This window comes from Clavibacter sp. CT19 (genome assembly GCF_027858075.1).
Lineage (GTDB): Bacteria > Actinomycetota > Actinomycetes > Actinomycetales > Microbacteriaceae > Clavibacter > Clavibacter tessellarius_A.
On the sequence record NZ_JAQHYR010000008.1, the window covers coordinates 70090 to 84672 of the forward strand.

The 14583-nt window shown below is 73.6% G+C and carries 16 protein-coding genes and 1 tRNA gene; 15 read left to right on the top strand and 2 right to left on the bottom strand.

Going from position 1 to position 14583, the window contains the following annotated elements:
- Window positions 1-31 precede the first annotated feature (31 nt).
- The 6 genes from PED38_RS10920 to PED38_RS10945 all read left to right on the top strand — a co-directional run bounded on the left by PED38_RS10920 (window position 32) and on the right by PED38_RS10945 (window position 3641).
- Window positions 32-104: transfer RNA gene (locus tag PED38_RS10920), tRNA-Trp, on the top strand.
- Window positions 105-190: 86 nt separating this feature from the next.
- Entirely contained in the window at window positions 191-463 is a 273-nt protein-coding gene (secE, locus tag PED38_RS10925) for a preprotein translocase subunit SecE (protein ID WP_063071527.1), read from the top strand.
- Between the two features lie 183 nt (window positions 464-646).
- Window positions 647-1681, top strand: coding sequence for a transcription termination/antitermination protein NusG (gene nusG, locus PED38_RS10930; RefSeq protein ID WP_063071528.1), 1035 nt, complete (start codon window positions 647-649; stop codon window positions 1679-1681).
- A 53-nt stretch (window positions 1682-1734) separates the two neighbouring features.
- Window positions 1735-2166 carry a 50S ribosomal protein L11 gene (gene rplK, locus PED38_RS10935; protein WP_012299878.1) on the top strand — a complete coding sequence of 144 codons (432 nt, stop codon included), beginning with the start codon at window positions 1735-1737 and terminating at the stop codon, window positions 2164-2166.
- Window positions 2167-2265: 99 nt separating this feature from the next.
- Complete coding sequence (rplA, locus tag PED38_RS10940) at window positions 2266-2952, top strand: 50S ribosomal protein L1 (protein WP_063071529.1); 687 nt, start codon at window positions 2266-2268, stop codon at window positions 2950-2952.
- A 104-nt stretch (window positions 2953-3056) separates the two neighbouring features.
- Complete coding sequence (locus PED38_RS10945) at window positions 3057-3641, top strand: GNAT family N-acetyltransferase (protein WP_270981230.1); 585 nt, start codon at window positions 3057-3059, stop codon at window positions 3639-3641.
- A 13-nt stretch (window positions 3642-3654) separates the two neighbouring features.
- On the opposite strand, the gene PED38_RS10950 is transcribed toward PED38_RS10945, so the two are convergent.
- On the bottom strand, window positions 3655-4707 hold the full coding sequence (locus PED38_RS10950; protein WP_414763919.1) for an NADP-dependent oxidoreductase: 1053 nt from the start codon (window positions 4705-4707) through the stop codon (window positions 3655-3657).
- 154 nt (window positions 4708-4861) lie between these two features.
- Window positions 4862-5524 carry a YqaJ viral recombinase family protein gene (locus tag PED38_RS10955; protein WP_012039466.1) on the bottom strand — a complete coding sequence of 221 codons (663 nt, stop codon included), beginning with the start codon at window positions 5522-5524 and terminating at the stop codon, window positions 4862-4864.
- Between the two features lie 183 nt (window positions 5525-5707).
- Between PED38_RS10955 and PED38_RS10960 the strand changes: the two genes are divergently transcribed.
- The 9 genes from PED38_RS10960 (at window position 5708) to PED38_RS11000 (ending at window position 14489) form a co-directional block, all read left to right on the top strand.
- Entirely contained in the window at window positions 5708-5932 is a 225-nt protein-coding gene (locus tag PED38_RS10960) for a hypothetical protein (protein ID WP_063071530.1), read from the top strand.
- A gap of 10 nt (window positions 5933-5942) precedes the next feature.
- Window positions 5943-6890: a TOMM precursor leader peptide-binding protein gene (locus PED38_RS10965; protein ID WP_063071531.1), complete on the top strand. Its 948-nt coding sequence runs from the start codon at window positions 5943-5945 to the stop codon at window positions 6888-6890.
- Complete coding sequence (locus PED38_RS10970) at window positions 6878-8161, top strand: YcaO-like family protein (RefSeq protein WP_270981233.1); 1284 nt, start codon at window positions 6878-6880, stop codon at window positions 8159-8161. Before PED38_RS10965 ends, PED38_RS10970 begins: the two co-directional genes overlap by 13 nt.
- A gap of 128 nt (window positions 8162-8289) precedes the next feature.
- Entirely contained in the window at window positions 8290-9345 is a 1056-nt protein-coding gene (locus PED38_RS10975; RefSeq protein WP_081234972.1) for a SagB/ThcOx family dehydrogenase, read from the top strand.
- Window positions 9338-10348 (top strand): ABC transporter ATP-binding protein, encoded by a 1011-nt coding sequence (locus PED38_RS10980; RefSeq protein WP_270981235.1) that lies wholly within the window; start codon window positions 9338-9340, stop codon window positions 10346-10348. The genes PED38_RS10975 and PED38_RS10980 overlap by 8 nt, the downstream gene beginning before the upstream one ends.
- The gene (locus tag PED38_RS10985; protein ID WP_254654511.1) at window positions 10345-11214 is read left to right on the top strand and encodes an ABC transporter permease; all 870 of its coding nucleotides are present in this window, start codon (window positions 10345-10347) and stop codon (window positions 11212-11214) included. The genes PED38_RS10980 and PED38_RS10985 overlap by 4 nt, the downstream gene beginning before the upstream one ends.
- 102 nt (window positions 11215-11316) lie before the next feature.
- On the top strand, window positions 11317-12357 hold the full coding sequence (locus PED38_RS10990; RefSeq protein ID WP_270981237.1) for a sugar phosphate isomerase/epimerase family protein: 1041 nt from the start codon (window positions 11317-11319) through the stop codon (window positions 12355-12357).
- Window positions 12354-13292: a TolB family protein gene (locus tag PED38_RS10995; protein ID WP_270981240.1), complete on the top strand. Its 939-nt coding sequence runs from the start codon at window positions 12354-12356 to the stop codon at window positions 13290-13292. The genes PED38_RS10990 and PED38_RS10995 overlap by 4 nt, the downstream gene beginning before the upstream one ends.
- Window positions 13293-13460: 168 nt before the next feature.
- Window positions 13461-14489, top strand: a complete 1029-nt coding sequence (locus tag PED38_RS11000) for a TerC family protein (RefSeq protein WP_270981241.1) — start codon at window positions 13461-13463, stop codon at window positions 14487-14489.
- Window positions 14490-14583 lie beyond the last annotated feature (94 nt).

Consider the following 14583-nt stretch of genomic DNA (forward strand, 5'->3'; position numbering starts at 1 on the left):
CGCGAAGGGCGCGGGGCGGATGTCGACGCAGAGGGTGGTGGCTCAATTGGTAGAGCAGCGGTCTCCAAAACCGCAGGTTGCAGGTTCGAGTCCTGTCCGCCCTGCTAGATGGAACGGGTCCCCGGGCACGTGACATCGCGGCTCGCCCGAACTCCGGGCGGAGCCGAGCAATGCAGGAAGGGACCCACGCGTGGCGCGGAAGATCGTCGACGAGCCCAGCGAGGAGATCGTCGCGCAGGCTCGCGAGCAGCGGGATGCACGACGCAACCCCTTCGCCCGGCTGGTGCTCTTCATCAAGCAGGTCGTGCAGGAGCTCAAGAAGGTGGTCACCCCCACCCGCAAGGAGCTGCTCACGTTCACGGGAGTGGTGCTGGCCTTCGTCATCGTGATGATGGTGATCGTCTCCCTCCTCGACCAGCTGTTCGGGTACCTCTCCATCGTGGTGTTCGGCAACGGCGCCTAGCACCAGGCCCGCCCGCGAGGGCGGGACGGGACGGACGCGGACAGCGGGCGGGACACCGGCCCGGCATCGCGCGGGCACGACGGCGGCCGGGATCCCCACGGATCCCGCATCCGCGCGGCCCGGCGCGGGATCAGCACGGCACGGAACGGCAACGCACGACGAAGAACGAGGGAAGTAGATCCATTGGCTGAGAGCAAGCGCGACGACGTCGACCTCGCCCCCGCGGCGGAGCAGTCCTCCGAGGTGGACGAGGTCCAGGAGGGCCACGCCATCGAGTCCTCCGAGGAGAGCTCGGACGCGGCGGAGCACACCGCCCTGCACGTCGAGTCCGACTCGGTCGAGACCGACCTGACGGCGGCGCTCGACGCGATGGAGTCCGTCGAGGACCCCGAGGCCGACGCCATCGTCGAGGACGCCCTCGACATCGACTCGCCCGACGAGGCCGAGGCCGCCGTCGAGGCGACCGACGACGAGGCCGAGGAGGAGGCGGCCGAGGAGGCGCTCGAGCCCGCCGACGTCCCGCCCGCCACCGCCGAGGACGTCGCCCAGGCCGAGGCCGACCTGGTGCCCGCCGACGACGCCGTCGAGGACGACTCCGATGTCGACCCGTACGAGGACTTCCGCAAGGAGCTCCGCTCCAAGCCGGGCAAGTGGTACGTCATCCACTCCTACGCGGGCTTCGAGCGCCGCGTGAAGAGCAACATCGAGAACCGCATGGTGTCGCTCAACATGGAGGACGACATCTACCAGATCGAGGTCCCGATGGAGGACGTCGTCGAGATCAAGAACGGCCAGCGCAAGATGGTCAACCGCGTGCGCATCCCGGGCTACGTGCTCGTGCGCATGAGCCTCAACGAGGACAGCTGGTCGGTCGTCCGCCACACCCCCGGCGTCACGGGCTTCGTGGGCAACGCCCACAACCCCACGCCGCTGCGCTTCGAGGAGGCCTTCTCCATGCTGAAGAGCCTCGTCGAGATCAAGGAGGTGGCGCAGGTCAAGGGCCAGCCCACCAAGGGCGGCCAGGCCCAGCGCGTCGTCGCGGCCGAGGTCGACTTCGAGATCGGCGAGACCATCACGATCAAGGAGGGCTCGTTCGCGGGCCTCCCCGGCTCCATCAGCGAGATCAAGCCCGAGAGCGGCAAGCTCACGGTCCTCGTCTCCCTGTTCGAGCGCGAGACCCCGGTCGAGCTCAGCTTCGACCAGGTCACCAAGCTCTAGGCGGTCGGGCCGCGCGGCCCGCTCGATCTAGCAATCAAGGAGAAGGAAGAGAAATGGCACCGAAGAAGAAGGTCACGGGTCTGATCAAGCTGCAGATCAAGGCCGGCGCCGCCAACCCCGCACCGCCCATCGGGCCGGCGCTGGGACAGCACGGCGTCAACATCATGGAGTTCTGCAAGGCGTACAACGCCCAGACCGAGTCGCAGCGCGGCAACGTCATCCCCGTCGAGATCACCGTCTACGAGGACCGGACGTTCACGTTCATCCTGAAGACGCCCCCGGCCGCGGAGCTCATCAAGAAGGCCGCCGGAGTCGCCAAGGGCTCGGGCACGCCGCACACGGTCAAGGTCGCGAAGCTCACGATGGACCAGGTCCGCGAGATCGCCGAGCAGAAGCAGGCCGACCTCAACGCCAACGACATCGACGCCGCGGCGAAGATCATCGCCGGCACCGCCCGCTCCATGGGCATCACGGTCGAGGCCTAGCCTCCACCACCCGCGGATCCCGTCCGGGATCCGCTCCAGCATCACGCGGGAGAGCCAGCCAGGCTCACATCCACCGCACTCTCGAAACAGGAGACACGAATGGCGAAGTCAAAGGCCTACCGGGCCGCAGCCGAGAAGATCGACCCGACGAAGGCGTACACCGCCTCCGAGGCCGTCGAGCTCGCGCGCGAGACCGGATCCAGCAAGTTCGACAGCACCGTCGAGGTCGCGCTCAAGCTCGGCGTCGACCCGCGCAAGGCAGACCAGATGGTCCGCGGCACCGTCATCCTTCCCCACGGTACCGGCAAGACCGCCCGCGTCATCGTCTTCGCGACGGGCCCCGCAGCCGAGGCGGCCATCGCCGCCGGAGCCGACGAGGTCGGCGGCGACGAGCTCATCGAGAAGGTGGCGGGCGGCTACACGTCGTTCGACTCCGCCGTCTCGACGCCCGAGCTCATGGGCAAGGTGGGACGCCTCGGAAAGGTCCTCGGACCGCGTGGCCTCATGCCCAACCCCAAGACCGGAACGGTCACCCCGGACGTCGCGCGCGCGGTGTCCGACATCAAGGGCGGCAAGATCGAGTTCCGCGTCGACAAGCACGCGAACGTCCACTTCGTGGTCGGCAAGGCGAGCTTCTCGCCCGAGCAGCTCTCCGAGAACGTCGGCGCCGCGCTCGAGGAGATCGTCCGCCTCAAGCCGTCCTCCTCCAAGGGCCGCTACGTGCAGAAGGCCACGGTCTCCACGACCTTCGGCCCCGGCATCCCGGTGGACGTCAACTCCATCTAGCCCCACCGCGCGACGAGCGCACGCACGACCAGCAGCACAGGAAGGGCCCGCTTCGGCGGGCCCTTCCGTCGTTCCCGGGGTCCGGCGCTGCCTAGGCTCGAGGGGTGAGCATCCCGGATCCCGCCGTCCCCTCCCTCCGCGTCGCGACGCCCGCGGACGCCGACGCGGTGGCGGCCCTCGCTGCCCGCACCTTCGCCCTCGCCTGCCCGCCGCGCACGACGGCGGAGGCGATCGCCGAGCACGTCCGGACGGTCCTCTCGCCCGCGCGCTTCGCCGCGCACCTGGCGAGCCCGGCGCATCGCGTGCTGCTCGCGGAGGTCGACGGCCGCGCGGTCGGCTACACGATGATCGTGGCGACTCCGCCCGCGGATCCCGACGTCGCGGGCGCGCTGCGGCTGCGGCCCGACATCGAGCTGAGCAAGGTCTACGTCGAGCGCGGATCCCACGGGGCCGGCGTCGCACGCCCGCTGATGGCGGAGACGCTGCGTGCGGCGCGCGGGCTGGCGGGGGAGCGCGGTGCCGACTCCCTGGCGGGCATCTGGCTCGGGGTCAACGAGCACAACGCGCGCGCGATCCGGTTCTACGCGAGCCAGGGGTTCCGCATCGTCGGCACGCGGTCGTTCCGCCTCGCGGACTCCGTGGAGACCGACCGCGTCATGGAGCGGCCGCTGGCGGATCCCACCCCGTGACGAGGTCCCCGGATCAGCCGCGCGACACGTTCAGCACGACCTTGCCGCGCGCCCGCCCGCTCTCCATGTGGCGGTGCGCCTCGGCGGCGTCCTGCAGATCGAAGACCTCGTCGACGTAGACCCGGATGTCGCCCGACTCGAGCAGCCGGGCGATGACCGCCAGCGTCTGCCCGTCGGGCGCGACCTCGTAGTGGGTGGCGCGCACGCCCGCGGCGGCGGCGTCCTGCACGAGCGTCGGCCAGCCCTGCATCGGCGCGCTGACGATCAGGCCGCCGCGGCGCAGCACCGGGAGCGAGCGGGTGCCGGTGTCGTCCGTGCAGTTGCCGACCAGGTCGATCACCACGTCGACGTCGGCGAGCACGTCCTCGAAGCGCACCTGCGTGCGGTCGATGACCTCGTCGGCGCCGAGCTCCGCCAGCCAGTCGACGTTGCGGGGCGAGCCGGTCGCGATCACGCGGGCGCCGAAGTGCCGCGCGAACTGCACCGCGAAGTGGCCGACCCCGCCGGCCCCCGCGTGCACCAGCACGACCTGGCCCTCGTGCGCCTTGCCGATGTCGACGACCATGCCCCACGCGGTGAGCGCGCTGACGGGCGTCGCCGCGGCCTCCACGTGCGACAGGCGCGCGGGCTTCCGGGCGAGGCTGACGCTGGGGACGGCGACGTAGGGGGCGTAGCTGCCGGGCATCCGCGGCGCCATGGCCAGGCCGAAGACCTCGTCGCCCGGGTGCAGCGCGTGGTCCTCGTAGGGCGACTCGACGACGACGCCGCTGAAGTCGCGCCCGAGCACCGCAGGCAGGGCGCCGAGCGCCGGGCCGCCGGGCCCGCCGGCGCGCAGCCGCAGGTCGACCGGGTTCACGCCCGCGGCGACGACCTTCACGAGCACCTCGGAGTCGAGGCGGCGCGGCACGGGCACGTCGGCCATCCGCAGCACCTCGGGCCCGCCCGTCTCCGTGACGACGGCGGCGCGCATGGTGGCGCCGAGCGGGGCGAGGGCGAGGGACGCGGCCGCGCGATCCCGCTGGGCCTGGGCGGCGACGCCGGCTCTCGACTGGACGACCTGGCTCATGGTGCGACCCTCCCTCGGACGTGACGGTGCGGTGGATCCCACCGCGCCCCCGCACCACCAGTGAAGTCGGCGGATGAGTCAGGCGTGTTTCCGCGGTGTTCCCCGGGCGAGAAGAATGCGCGGGCGGGACCGGTCGGCGTCGTGCCGGGGCGGGTCAGGCCAGCCCGCGGGCTCCCGCGGGCGCGTTCGCCATGCGCACGATGAGGGCGATGAGGTCGTTCGCGCGCGCCACGAGCGCCGCGATCTCGGCCTCGTCCCGGTCGATCCACTTCCACTTCGGGATGTCGTGCACGGGTACGAAGTCCACGTGCTGCTCCCAGACGATGAGCGAGCGCTCGGCGCCGAGCACGTACTGCTGCCACCAGATCTGCCGCAGGTAGTTGCGCGGGATGCTCCGCCACGGCTTCGCGGTGGTCTTGATCTCGGCGAGCTCGAGCCGGCCGTCGGCGCGGAGGCCCACGCCGTCGGGGGTCGCCAGGTGCCGGCGCTGCCCCTCGGCGTGGAACAGGTGCGCGCTCGGGACGATGCCGTGCTCCGCCTCGACCCAGCGGGCGATCTCGGGCTCGCGCTCGCGCCCGTGGTCCGTGTAGCGGTTGCCGCCGAAACCGGATCCGTAGAGCTTCTCGAGCGCGACGGCCTGGAGGGAGGCGTCGGTCGCGAGGCGGGCCACGTCGGTCGCCGTGATGCCGAAGCTGCGCGCGCGGAGCCACGCGACCCGGTCGGACGAGTGGGCGACGATGCGCGTGAGGTGCGGCGGGGGAGGCGGCGGCGCGGGTGCGGCGGGTGCCAGGTCGTCCTCCCACGGGAAGGCCAGCATCTCGTCCGTCACGGGCTCCAGGGTACGCCGCGGATCCGGTGCCCCGGGGACCTCGCGCGGGCGGATCATGCTGCCCGACCACGGGCTTGTCAACAGGCAATGCGTTTCCGACCAGGGCACGGAGGATCGTGCTAGAAAGGCGTCGTCCCACCCACCCACACCAGCACGGAGAGAGGAAACGGCATGACCCTGCTCATGGAAGGACCGGCCCGCACGGGAGCATCGGCGCTCGCGGAGGCGCCCACGCGCGTCGAGGAGGTCGACGCGGCGCGCGCCGACGCGCTGCTCGCGGAGGCGTTCGGCTTCACCATCACGCACCGCGGGCGGGAGGCGGAGGTCGTGATGGCCGACGTCACCCTCTGCTGCAGCACGTGCTGCTCGTGCAGCAGCAAGCAGCAGCCTCGCTGACGCATCCGCCATGGACCCGTCGACGACCTACTCGGTGAGTCCCCGCTACGCCGTCGGGGAGGTGGAGGACACCCTCCACCTCCTCGGCGGCCGCGAGCTGGTCTCCCTGCAGCTGCCCTCCGGCGACGCCGTCTCCGCGGTGTCGCGGCTCCTCTCCCGACCCTTCACGCGCGCGGACGTCGACGAGGCGTTCGGCGTGCACGCCCCGGTCGTGGCCGACCTCGTCGACGAGCTCGTCGTGCGCGACGTCGTCGTGGGCGCGCCCACGCGGCCCGCCGCGGATGCCGCGCCCGATCCCGTGGGCCGCCTCGACGACCCCCACCAGGCCGAGCTCGCGCACGTGCTCGACGAGGCGCGGCGCAACGGCGGCGACCGCACGGGCCTCGGCCGCCCCCGGGATCCGCGCACCCCCGCGCGGGTCGCCCTGGTCGGCGACGCCATCCCGACCCTGCTCGCCTCCCTGGCCGAGGCGCTGCCCTCGGCGGAGCTCACGGACGAGGCCGACGCCGACCTGGTCATCGCGGCCGGCGGCCGGCGGGTCCTCCGGGAGGTGGGCGCCCGGATGCACGCGGCCGGTCGCGACTGGCTCCCCATCCACCCGTTCGACGGCCGCTTCCAGCTCGTCGGCCCGGTGGTCGTGCCGGCCGAGGGGCCGTGCCTCGAGTGCGTCGCCCTGCGCTGGGCCTCGACCACGCCGTTCGCCGCGGACCACGCGGCCGCGGCCGACGCGGTCGCGCCCATCGCCCGGGATCCCGGGCTCGACGCCATCGCGGCGGGCTTCGCCGCGCGCTACGCCGCCCGCTGGGTCTTCGCGCGCGACTGGCTGGTCGCGAGCACCGTCCTCGTGGTCGAGCCGAAGGTGCTGTCGGCGGAGGCGCATCCGGTCTTCCGCGTCGCGCGCTGCGGCACGTGCGGGCCGCGTCCCTACGCGGGGGTGGTGTCGCCGTGGCGCGCCTGAGGACGGCGGGCACCGACGTGGTGAGCCCGTACACCGGGCTCGTCGCGTACTCGCACCCCATGGCGTTCACGCCGGACGCCATCCCCGACGCCCTGCACTCCGCCCGCACGGCCGACACGGGCTTCCTCGCGGGCATCCCCACCGAGGGGTTCAGCATGGGGCCGGGCGGCGACGGCGCCGCGGCCCGCAGGTCGTGCGTGGGCGAGGCGGTGGAGCGCCTCTCCCTGGCCGGCGCCCGCGGGTCGTTCCGCACGCCGCTGGGCTCCGACGCCCGCCAGGTCGAACCGGACGCGTTCCGGCGCTTCCATCCTGCGCAGCGCGAGGATCCGGCGTTCCCGTTCGAGCGCGCCGAGCGCGGCGACCTCCTCACCTGGCTCGCCGCGCGCTCGCTGCACGGCGGGAGGCCGGTGCACGTCCCGGCGCAGATGGTGGTCTTCGACGACCCGCACGCGTCCGACGGGCACCGCGAGCGGCACCTGGAGCCGGCCACCTCGTCCGGCGTCGCGGCCGGCCCCACGTTCGGCTTCGCCGCGGGGCGGGCGATCCTCGAGCTCATCGAGCGCGACGCGTTCCAGCGGGCGTGGTTGCGCGGATCCACGCCGCCGGTCTTCGACTGGCGTGCCAGCCCGCGGCTCGCCGAGGCCACCCGGAGGGAGCTCGCGCGGCTGGAGGAGCTCTGCGGGCGGTTCGGCGCCGCCTTCTCGCTGCGCGTGCTCGACGCCGCGGCGGACGTGCCCGTGCTCCTCGCCGTCATGCGGAGCGACCGGATCGGCGTCGCGGTGGGCTGCGCGGCCGACTTCCGCCTGGACCGGGCCGTGCTCAACGCCGTGCTCAACGCCGTGCGCGAGGCGGTGCACACCCACAACTGGTGCCTGCGGCTGCTGCCCCGGCCGCCCGTCGAGCCGTCCGCCGTGGTCGAGTTCGAGGACCACGTGCGGCTGCACTGCCCGCCGTCCGCCCGCCCGCTGTCGGCCGCCCTCGACGCGTCGGACGAGCGCGTGGCGTCCGTGGGCGGGCCGTCGAGCTGGGGAGAGGTCGTGGAGGGGCTGCACCGGGAGGGGATCGAGGTACTGCTGGCCGGGATCACCTCGCCGGAGGTGCGCGCCGCGGGCTTCCACGTGGTGCGCGCGCTGAGCCCTGACCTCGTCGCGCTCGACGTGCGGCACGACGCCCGGTTCCTCGGGCATCCGCGGCTGTACCGACGGTGGCGGGACGGGCCGGCGATCCACGGGCCAGCCGACCTCGTCGGCATCCCGCACCCGTTCCCGTGAGGGCGGCCCGCCGCCCCGCGTCCCCGTCATCGCGAGCCGGCCCGACCCGGCGCGCCCGCACCGCCCGTCGCCCGCACCACCCACCGCACCCGCACCGCCCACCGCGCCCGCACCACCAGGAGGACCCCATGAGCATCACCGACATCGGCACGGCGCCCGCGCGCACGGCGGAGGACGGCCCCGGCGGGACGGGCACGGAGTCCCGTCCCGCCGCGGCGCCCGCCGGCAGCGTCGGCCCGATCTTCAGCGTCGGCGGCGCGGTCGAGCGGGCGGCGGGCGACCTCGCCGAGGACTTCCACGAGGCGTCGAAGATCACCCGCATCACCCACCCGGGCTGGACCGACGTGCGGTACGCGCAGCAGCTGGCGCAGGAGGCGCAGGGCGTCGCGGACGCGGGACCGGGCGGCGCCACGAGCGCCCCGCGCCTGCTCCCGGCGCTCGCGCTGCCGCCGGCGCTGCCGCTCCCGCACGGGCTCGGGGCGACGATGGCGGCCCGGCGGTCGGCGGATCCGGACGAGCTCGCGGCGCCCCTCGCGCTCCCGGAGCTCGCGACCGTGCTCCGGCTCGCCTACGGGCCGCGCGGCGACGGCGGCACGGGCCGCTTCGTGCCCTCGGCCGGCGGGCTCTACCCGCTCGACCTGCACGTCGTGGTGCGGGCGGCGGAGGGCGTCGCGGCGGGGATCCACCAGCTCGACCCGCTCGACGAGGCGCTCGTCGACGTGTCCGGCCTCGACCGCGTCGGCCGGCTCGCCCGCTTCCGACGTGCGGCGCCGACGGCCATGGCGCCCCTCGCGGAGCAGGCGGCCGTGACGATCGTGATCACCGGCAGCTTCGAGCGCTCCCGCACGAAGTACGGGCTGCGCGGGTACCGGCTCACGCTGCTCGAGGCGGGGCACGTGGCGCAGAACGCGCTGCTGGTGGCGACGGCGCTCGGGCTGCCGTCGATCGGCTGGGTCGGCTTCGTCGACCACGAGCTCGACGCCGTGCTCGGGCTCGACGGGGTGACGCAGTCGTCGCTCTACGCGGTATCGCTGGGCGGGCGTCCGGAGCGGGGTGGCACCGGATCCGTGCCCGCAGCCGCAGCCGCGCCCGCACCCGCACCCGCCGCGCGGCGTCCCCCCGACCCGCACGCGGCGGCCGCCGGCGCGCGGCACTTCGCCGAGGAGGAGGCATCCCATGACTGACGCGGTGGAGCTCGACGGGATCACCCGCGCCTTCGGCCGCACGCGCGCCCTCGACGCGGCGTCCTTCGCGCTCGCGCCGGGGCTCGTGCACGCGCTGCTCGGGCCGAACGGATCCGGCAAGACCACGGCCATCGACGTGCTCACGGCGACGCGCCGGCCGGATGCGGGCCGGGCCCGCGTGCTCGGCCACGACGTGCGTCGGGGCGGCCCGACGGCCTCGCTCGTCGCGGTGATGCCGCAGGCGCTCGCGTTCCCGGAGTACCTCACGGTGCGCGAGGTCCTGGCCCTCGCGCTCGTGCCGCACGCGGGCGCGCTGACGCCGGCCGCGGCGATCGACCGCTTCGACCTCGACCGGCTCGCCGCGCGCCAGACCGGCGGCCTGAGCGGCGGCGAGCGGCGGCGGGTCGCGCTCGCCTGCGTGGTGGGCGCGGGCACGCCCGTCGTGGTGCTCGACGAGCCCTCCGCCGCGCTCGACATCCCGGGGCGGGCGGCCGTGCGCGACGCCATCACGGCGGTGCGCGACTCCGGCCGCACCGTGCTCCTCGCCTCGCACGACATGGAGGAGGTCGCCGCGCTCGCCGACACCGTCGTGTGCCTCGACCACGGACGCGTCCTCGGCCACTGGACGGCGTCCGACTTCCGCGGGCTCGCGGGGGTGCGCCGCGTCGGCTTCCGGGCGACGCCGCACGAGGCGCGCGCGTTCCTGCCCTGCGGCGCCCGGCCCGAGCAGGTCGCCGAGCCGCTCCCGGGCGAGCGGGTGCGCTGGATCATCGACACCGACCGCTCCGACGTGGTCGCGGGCCTCGTCCTCGCCGCCATAGCGGAGCCGGAGCTCACCGTGACGGAGCCGGGCCTCGGCGAGATCTTCGCGCGCGTGCTCGAGGGCGGAGGGCCGGGCGGCGCCGCGCCGGGTGGCAGCACCCCGGATCACGGATCTGCCGCCCCGCCTGCGCCCAGCGCCGACCCCGCCCGCCGCACCGAACACGAGGAGCCCCGCGCATGACCGGCACCGATCCGCACGCCGCCCCGACGATCGGCGCGCCAGGCGCGTCCGTCGCATCCGGACCATCCCGGCAGGGCCCCGCGCCGACCCCCGCCCCGCTCCCGCCCCGCCCCACGGCCCGACGCCGGGCCGCGATCTACCGCGCCCACGTCGTCAGCGAGCTCGCGCAGAACGCGCGGATGCCCGCCTTCGTCCTCCCGCTCCTCGCGTACCCGGTCCTCATCTACGTGGTGGTGGGCCTCCCGCAGGGCGGTCCTCCGGGCGCGCGGCTCAGCGTGCTCCTCGGCTACGTCCTGTTCTCCGTGCTCGGCACGGTCACGTTCCAGTTCGGCGTCGGCGTCGCGTCGGCCCGCGAGTCGCCGTGGGAGCGGTGGCTGTTCACGGCGCCCGTGCCGGCGTGGATCCGCCTGGCCGCCAAGCTCACGGTCGCGTGCGTGTTCGGCGTCGTCTTCGTGATCCCGGTGGTCGCGGTCGGCGTCCTCGCCGGCGGCGTGCGCGGCGATCCGGCCACGCTCGCCGCCGTCGGGCTCGCCGTGCTGGCCGGCGCCATCCCGATGGCGCTGCTCGGGCTCGCGATGGGCTACTGGTTCCCCGCCCGCGGAGCGCTCGGCCTCGCGAACCTCGTGTACCTGCCGCTGTCGTTCGCGGGGGGCCTGTTCACGGGCGGCGACACGAGCGGCACGCCCTGGGAATCGCTCACGGTGCTGCTGCCCACCGGCGCGTGGAGCACGCTCACGAGCGCGGTCGCCCGGCAGGACACCACCGTCATCGGCCTGCCCCTGGTGATCCTCGCGGCCTGGGCCGTGCTGCTCGGCGGCGTCACGCTCGCCGGCTACCAGCGCACCCAGTCGGCGAACTTTCGCTGACGCCGGCCCGCGAGCGGGCGCGGCCCGGTGTGTAGCGTGGATCCCGCGCGCCGTCACCGGGCCGCACCGCACGTCATCCGTCACCGTCGACGAGAGGGAAGCATGTCCGCGAGCACCACCCCCGTAGCCCTGTTCACCGGCCAGTGGGCCGACCTGCCGCTCGAGGAGGTGGCCCGCCTCGCGAGCGGGTGGGGGTTCGACGCCCTCGAGATCGCCTGCTCCGCCGAGCACCTCGACGTGTGGCGCGCGGCCGACGACCCGGCGTACCTCCGCGGGCGGCTCGAGATCCTGGAGCGCCACGGCCTCGAGGTGCACGCGCTCTCGCAGCACCTCACCGGCCAGGCCGTGTGCGACGACCCCATCGACTTCCGGCACCAGGCGATCCTCCGCTCCAAGGTGTGGGGCGACGGCCAGGCGGAGGGCGTCCGCCAGCGCGCCGCCGAGGAGCTGAAGCTCACGGCGAAGGCGGCCGCCGGCCTCGGCGTCACGCGCGTCACGGGCTTCACCGGATCCCGCATCTGGCCGTACGTCGCGATGTTCCCGCCCGTGCCCGAGTCGGTCATCGACGCCGGCTACCAGGACTTCGCCGACCGCTGGAACCCGATCATCGACGTGTTCGACGACGAGGGCGTGCGGTACGCGCTCGAGGTGCACCCGAGCGAGATCGCCTACGACTACTGGACCACCCGCCGCACCCTCGAGGCGATCGGCCACCGCCCCGGCTTCGGCCTCAACTGGGACCCGAGCCACATGATGTGGCAGGGCATCGACCCCGTCGGCTTCCTCCTCGACTTCGCCGACCGGATCCACCACGTGCACGCCAAGGACACCCGGGTCACCTCCGACGGCCGCGGCGGCCGCCTCGGCTCGCACCTCCCGTGGGGCAACCCGCGCCGCGGCTGGGACTTCGTCTCGGTCGGCCACGGCGACGTCCCGTTCGAGCGCGCGTTCCGGGCGCTCCGCAGCATCGGCTACGACGGCCCCGTCTCCGTCGAGTGGGAGGATGCGGGGATGGACCGCCTGCACGGAGCCCCCGACGCCCTCGCGCGGGTGCGCGCCCTCCTCTGGCCGACGCCGGACAGCCTGTTCGACTCGGCGTTCGCGAACAACCGGGACGACGCGCCCGCCGGATCCACCGCGTGACCCTGCGCGACGGCCAGCTCGCCCGCCTCCTCGTCGTCGACGTGGAGGCGGGCGCCGAGCGCATGGTCGCCGAGTCGGCCGTGCTGCACATCGAAGCGCCGAACTGGACGCCCGACGGTCGCTGGCTCGTCGTGAACGCGGAGGGCGGCCTGTGGCGTCTGCCCGCGCCGGACGCCGGGGAGCCGGATCCGGACCTGCCGGAGCCCGCGGTCGACTTCCAGGCCGTCGACCTCGGCGGCGTCCCGCCCATCAACAACGACCACGTCATCTCGCCCGACGGCGAGCACGTGTACGTCTCCGCGCGCGACGGCCACCTCTACGACGTGCCCTGGAACGGGGGAGCGGGCGGGCCGGGTCGGCGCATCACGGCCGACCGGGATCCGGCGCTCCGCTTCAAGAACTACCTGCACGGCGTCTCGCCCGATGGCACGACGCTCAGCGTCATCGGCGGCCAGGTCGACGCGCGCGGCGAGTGGACCACGAACATCCACCTCGTGCCCGTCGACGGCGGCCCCACCACGCAGCTGACGGACGACGGCTTCCCCGACGACGGCGCCGAGTTCTCGCCCGACGGCGGCTGGCTGTACTACAACTCGGAGCGCGGCTCGGATCTCCCGGGCCACGCGCAGCTCTTCACGATGCGCACGGACGGCACCGACGTGCACCAGTTCACCTCCGACGCGCGCGTCAACTGGTTCCCGCACCCGTCGCCCGACGGCGAGCACATCGTCTACCTCAGCTTCCCGCCCGGCACGCTCGGCCACCCCGCCGACCGCGACGTGATCCTCCGCGTCATCGACCGGCAGAGCCACCGCACGCGCGACCTCGCGTCCTTCCCCGGCGGCCAGGGCACCATCAACGTCACGAGCTGGGCGCCGGACTCCCGCCGCTTCGCGTACGTCGCGTACCCGTTCCAGGCGCCCAGCCTCAGCTGATCCGGGCGGCCGGGCGGCCGAGGCCCGGACGGGAGCCAGCGGTCGCGGACCATCCACGGAGCGTCGTGCCAGGCATCTCCCCGGCGCGAGGCGAATCCCCATGGGATCATGGGGATCCGCGCCACCCGCCGTCCCGATATCCCGTCGGCCTCACTTCCGGAGACCCCCGTGAACATCACCACGACCACCTGGCTCATCACGATCGCGGTCACCATCGCGTTCTTCGTCTACGAGTTCTTCACCCACGTGCGGAAGCCCCACGAGCCCACCATCGGCGAGTCCGCCCGCTGGTCGGCGTTCTACATCGGCCTCGCGCTGGCGTTCGGCGCCGGCATCGGCCTCACCAGCGGCTGGGACTTCGGCGGTCAGTACTTCGCCGGCTACCTCACCGAGAAGGCCCTCTCGATCGACAACCTGTTCGTGTTCCTGCTGATCATGACCGGGTTCGCGGTGCCCCGGAAGTACCAGCAGAAGGTGCTGATGATCGGCATCGTCATCGCGCTGATCATGCGGGCCGGCTTCATCGCCCTCGGCGCGGCTCTCATCGAGAACTTCTCCTGGGTCTTCTACATCTTCGGCGCGCTGCTGTTCGTGCTCGCGTACCAGCAGCTCAAGGGCGACCACGGCGGCAACGCGGCGGACAACATGTTCGTGCGCATCGCCCGCCGGATCCTGCCCGTCCACGATGACTTCGTCGGCGACCGCTTCACCACCAAGATCGACGGCAAGCGCTTCGTCACGCCGCTGCTGCTCTGCGTCATCGCGATCGGCTTCGTCGACCTGGTGTTCGCGCTCGACTCGATCCCCGCCATCTACGGCCTCACGAACGAGGCGTACATCGTGTTCACCGCGAACGCCTTCGCGCTGATGGGCCTCCGCCAGCTCTACTTCCTCATCGGCGGCCTGCTCGAGCGCCTCGTGTACCTGTCGCAGGGCCTCGCGGTCATCCTCGCGTTCATCGGCCTCAAGCTCGTGCTGCACGCGATGCACGTCAACGAGCTGCCCTTCATCAACGGCGGCCAGCACATCGAGTGGGCGCCCGAGATCCCCATCTGGTTCTCGCTCCTCTTCATCGGCGCGACCATCACGGTCGCCACCGTCGCGAGCCTCGCGAAGACCCGCGGCGACAAGCAGAAGCAGGACCGCGCGAGCGTGGACGGCGAGCCCGTGACGCGCGCGACGGACGAGGGGCGCTAGCTCCTCGCACCTCCGCACGATCCGGGCCCGGCGCACCACGCGCCGGGCCCGTCGTCGTGCGGCCCGGCGCATCCGTGCGCTGGCCGCTCGTGGG